The sequence below is a fragment of the Acinetobacter sp. WC-141 genome (assembly GCF_000313935.1).
Classification (GTDB): Bacteria; Pseudomonadota; Gammaproteobacteria; order Pseudomonadales; family Moraxellaceae; genus Acinetobacter.
In genome coordinates this window covers 1-4,335 of sequence record NZ_AMSS01000060.1, presented here as the reverse complement: position 1 = coordinate 4,335, position 4,335 = coordinate 1, and the positions used below count along the sequence as shown (strand labels likewise).

Below are 4,335 nucleotides of genomic sequence, written 5' to 3'. Positions count from 1 at the left end.
GAAATGTAAGCCCAAAATAGAAATGTCCGGTTTCTCCAAAGTAAAAATGTCCGCTTTTAGAATATGCGCTTTTGCAATTTCCTTAGCGGACGGTTTGATATGTTGGTGTCTATGTCGGATAAAGAACTTAAACGATTGTCGGTCTTGCAAGAAATCTGTGATCAACGTATAACTCAATCCCAGGCTGCTCAGCTACTTCATATCTCAGAACGTCACATCAGACGCTTACTGCAGAAATACAAAGCTCAAGGTCCCGCTGCATTAGCCCATGCCGGTCGTGGCCAAATCAGCAATTCTAAACTTCCTGAAGAACTCAGACTTAAGTGTCTCAATATTGTTTCAGATCAACTTTATGGTTTCGGACCCACTTTAGCGCATGAAAAGCTCACCACCGTGCATGGATTCGATCTTTCAGTAGAAACCCTGCGTTCCTGGATGATTGCAGCCGATTTATGGATCCCTCGCTGCAAGCGCCTGAAACGACCATATCAGCCTCGTTATAACCGAGATTGTTATGGTGAATTGATCCAAATTGATGGCTCACACCATGATTGGTTTGAAGGTCGAGCACCTAAATGCTGTCTGCTAGTATTCATCGATGATGCCACAGGAAAATTGCAGCATTTACGCTTCTGTGCGTCAGAGTCAGCCTTTGACTATATGATTTCGACACGTTTATATATCGAACAGCATGGTAAGCCATTGGCATTTTACAGTGACAAACATTCAGTTTTTAGGGTGAATCAAAGTAGCAAGAAAGACACCAAGATTACCCAGTTTGGACGTGTTCTGAGCACTCTCAATATCGATATCATTTTCGCTAACTCCCCTCAAGCCAAAGGTCGTGTAGAACGAGCGAATAGAACACTTCAGGATCGTCTGATTAAGGAGATGCGTCTAGAAGGCATCAGTTCAATTGCAGATGCCAATAAGTGGCTGCCGTGCTTTATTGAGCAATTTAATCGTAAATTCGCCAAGATGGCTTTTAATTCCAAGGATCTACATCGGCCTATCGCTGAAACAGCCGAAGAATTAGATGATGTTTTTACCTGGCGTGAACCCCGCAGGGTCACGAACAGCTTGACGATTACTTATGATAAATGCGTATATATCTTGGAAAACAGCGAAGAAAATCAAAGATTGGGCGGCAAGTATCTTGAGTTCCTGGAATATCCGGATGGTACTGTAGCCATTGAATATCAGGGAAGAAAAATCAATTACAGCATCTTTGATAAATTAAGTCAGCTCAACCAGCGAGAGATCGTTGAGAATAAACGTTTGGGTTCTGTGCTGGCACATATTCAACAACAGCATGAACAACTGGAACACCAAAACAAACGCAATCGTTCTCAAAAGATGCCACGTAGACAAGCACAGAAAACAGCGATTGAACAACGAAATCTAAATCCTGTGCTTGACTTGGAAATGTCCATATAGGACATTTCTATTTGGTTATTAGGTAGGACATTTCTACTTGGGAATAACATTGAAAGATTAAGCTATTTCGTAATATTTTATCCAATAAGCATTGTCGAAAATATCAGTGTAATAGCTTAACTTCTTACAATGTGAAAAATAGTCACAGCATAAATCTCTAATAATTTCAATTTCCTCTAGGCTATCAGCAGCATTCACTAAAAATATAAACTTGTCCAAGTTAACAAGTAATTTACTACTATTTTTCAAAGGTTTATTATTAGACATTGAATCCTATATGTTTTCCTGTTGGAAGCTCTACATCAATACGAAGTTTTCCGCCCATTGCTTCGACATACTTTTTCATCGTTGAAATTTTAAGATCATGACCACGATTTTCGATTGCTGACAATGAAGGCTGTTTGATTCCAAGGGTTGCAGCCAGTTCTTTTTGAGAAATCTCCAACTCTTCACGAATAAGGTGAAGCTGAGTTTCCAACAATAATTCATCCGCCATTTGTTGAATACGAGCTTGACTCTCTGGAGAGCGATTAGCCAATAATTCTTGTAGGGTCTTAGCCATTAGATTGATCTCCTAAAGTTGAAAGATGAATTTCGTATTGCTAATCGGCAATATCTAACATCTCTTTATAAAAACGCTTTTTACCGCCTTTATCACCGATACACAGCACAATAGCTTGTCGTAAAGGATCAAACGCGAAAAAGGCTCTCAGTGGTTTACCTCGATGCTGAACACGTAGCTCTTTCATATTGGTAAATTTGGAGTCATAGACGGTATCTACTAAAGGACGTCCTAAACTTGGTCCCTGTTGCTGTAGAACGACCAACGCTGCGAGTACTTTCTCTTGTGTAGATTGATCTTGCTGTACAAGCCATTCGTTAAACAGATCCGTTGTAATGACTGTCCACATATTACAACCATAATATAGATTACAATCTATATTTTATGCTTAATTGAATTATTATTCAAATGAAAATAAAAAATCCCGACGTCATGTCGGGATTTTTCGGTGTGGAGCGCATAGGTAGGGCTGACTACCTAATGGTCATGGTGTCTGACTGATTATTCTTGTTTTAAGTCATTGAACATCCTGTTCATATAGATCGATCATAGGGACTTCACTGGTGCTTGGATACAAACAATTTCGTAAAATGCTGTAAGCCAAAGCGTACAAAAAATCATCAAAAATTATCCCAAAGCTTAACCGCAAGAAATGGGGATAAATTCAGAAATGGAAGCCTTAAGGAATCGGAAGGAACTTACGAATTGATCGTTTTTTAACCAATTTTATTGGCAAAATATATCAAAACTGCTCATAAAAAGCCGACTTGTTTCCAAGTCGGCTTTTCGTCATCGTCGAGCAAATTATTTATAGCATAAGTTTTTGATTTTTATATGTTTCAATTTGTTCTGTTATTCCCAAGTAGAAATGTCCTACCTAATAACCAAATAGAAATGTCCTATATGGACATTTCCAAGTCAAGCACAGGATTTAGATTTCGTTGTTCAATCGCTGTTTTCTGTGCTTGTCTACGTGGCATCTTTTGAGAACGATTGCGTTTGTTTTGGTGTTCCAGTTGTTCATGCTGTTGTTGAATATGTGCCAGCACAGAACCCAAACGTTTATTCTCAACGATCTCTCGCTGGTTGAGCTGACTTAATTTATCAAAGATGCTGTAATTGATTTTTCTTCCCTGATATTCAATGGCTACAGTACCATCCGGATATTCCAGGAACTCAAGATACTTGCCGCCCAATCTTTGATTTTCTTCGCTGTTTTCCAAGATATATACGCATTTATCATAAGTAATCGTCAAGCTGTTCGTGACCCTGCGGGGTTCACGCCAGGTAAAAACATCATCTAATTCTTCGGCTGTTTCAGCGATAGGCCGATGTAGATCCTTGGAATTAAAAGCCATCTTGGCGAATTTACGATTAAATTGCTCAATAAAGCACGGCAGCCACTTATTGGCATCTGCAATTGAACTGATGCCTTCTAGACGCATCTCCTTAATCAGACGATCCTGAAGTGTTCTATTCGCTCGTTCTACACGACCTTTGGCTTGAGGGGAGTTAGCGAAAATGATATCGATATTGAGAGTGCTCAGAACACGTCCAAACTGGGTAATCTTGGTGTCTTTCTTGCTACTTTGATTCACCCTAAAAACTGAATGTTTGTCACTGTAAAATGCCAATGGCTTACCATGCTGTTCGATATATAAACGTGTCGAAATCATATAGTCAAAGGCTGACTCTGACGCACAGAAGCGTAAATGCTGCAATTTTCCTGTGGCATCATCGATGAATACTAGCAGACAGCATTTAGGTGCTCGACCTTCAAACCAATCATGGTGTGAGCCATCAATTTGGATCAATTCACCATAACAATCTCGGTTATAACGAGGCTGATATGGTCGTTTCAGGCGCTTGCAGCGAGGGATCCATAAATCGGCTGCAATCATCCAGGAACGCAGGGTTTCTACTGAAAGATCGAATCCATGCACGGTGGTGAGCTTTTCATGCGCTAAAGTGGGTCCGAAACCATAAAGTTGATCTGAAACAATATTGAGACACTTAAGTCTGAGTTCTTCAGGAAGTTTAGAATTGCTGATTTGGCCACGACCGGCATGGGCTAATGCAGCGGGACCTTGAGCTTTGTATTTCTGCAGTAAGCGTCTGATGTGACGTTCTGAGATATGAAGTAGCTGAGCAGCCTGGGATTGAGTTATACGTTGATCACAGATTTCTTGCAAGACCGACAATCGTTTAAGTTCTTTATCCGACATAGACACCAACATATCAAACCGTCCGCTAAGGAAATTGCAAAAGCGCATATTCTAAAAGCGGACATTTTTACTTTGGAGAAACCGGACATTTCTATTTTGGGCTTACATTTC

At 40.1% G+C, this 4,335-nt stretch carries 5 protein-coding genes; 1 reads left to right on the top strand and 4 read right to left on the bottom strand.

Annotated features, from left to right (window positions below):
- Nucleotides 1-111 precede the first annotated feature (111 nt).
- Nucleotides 112-1,437, top strand: a complete 1,326-nt coding sequence (locus ACINWC141_RS12270) for an ISNCY family transposase (RefSeq protein WP_008942541.1) — start codon at nucleotides 112-114, stop codon at nucleotides 1,435-1,437.
- A gap of 57 nt (nucleotides 1,438-1,494) precedes the next feature.
- Here the strand turns inward: ACINWC141_RS12270 and ACINWC141_RS12265 are convergent, their stop codons facing one another.
- The 4 genes from ACINWC141_RS12265 to ACINWC141_RS12250 all read right to left on the bottom strand — a co-directional run bounded on the left by ACINWC141_RS12265 (nucleotide 1,495) and on the right by ACINWC141_RS12250 (nucleotide 4,224).
- Nucleotides 1,495-1,704 (bottom strand): hypothetical protein, encoded by a 210-nt coding sequence (locus ACINWC141_RS12265; RefSeq protein WP_000069470.1) that lies wholly within the window; start codon nucleotides 1,702-1,704, stop codon nucleotides 1,495-1,497.
- On the bottom strand, nucleotides 1,697-1,999 hold the full coding sequence (locus ACINWC141_RS12260) for a helix-turn-helix domain-containing protein (protein ID WP_001140619.1): 303 nt from the start codon (nucleotides 1,997-1,999) through the stop codon (nucleotides 1,697-1,699). Before ACINWC141_RS12260 ends, ACINWC141_RS12265 begins: the two co-directional genes overlap by 8 nt.
- 40 nt (nucleotides 2,000-2,039) lie before the next feature.
- A complete protein-coding gene (locus tag ACINWC141_RS12255; RefSeq protein ID WP_000269910.1) occupies nucleotides 2,040-2,348 on the bottom strand; it encodes a type II toxin-antitoxin system RelE/ParE family toxin in 309 nt (102 codons plus the stop codon).
- Between the two features lie 550 nt (nucleotides 2,349-2,898).
- Entirely contained in the window at nucleotides 2,899-4,224 is a 1,326-nt protein-coding gene (locus ACINWC141_RS12250; protein ID WP_008942541.1) for an ISNCY family transposase, read from the bottom strand.
- Between the last annotated feature and the right edge of the window lie 111 nt (nucleotides 4,225-4,335).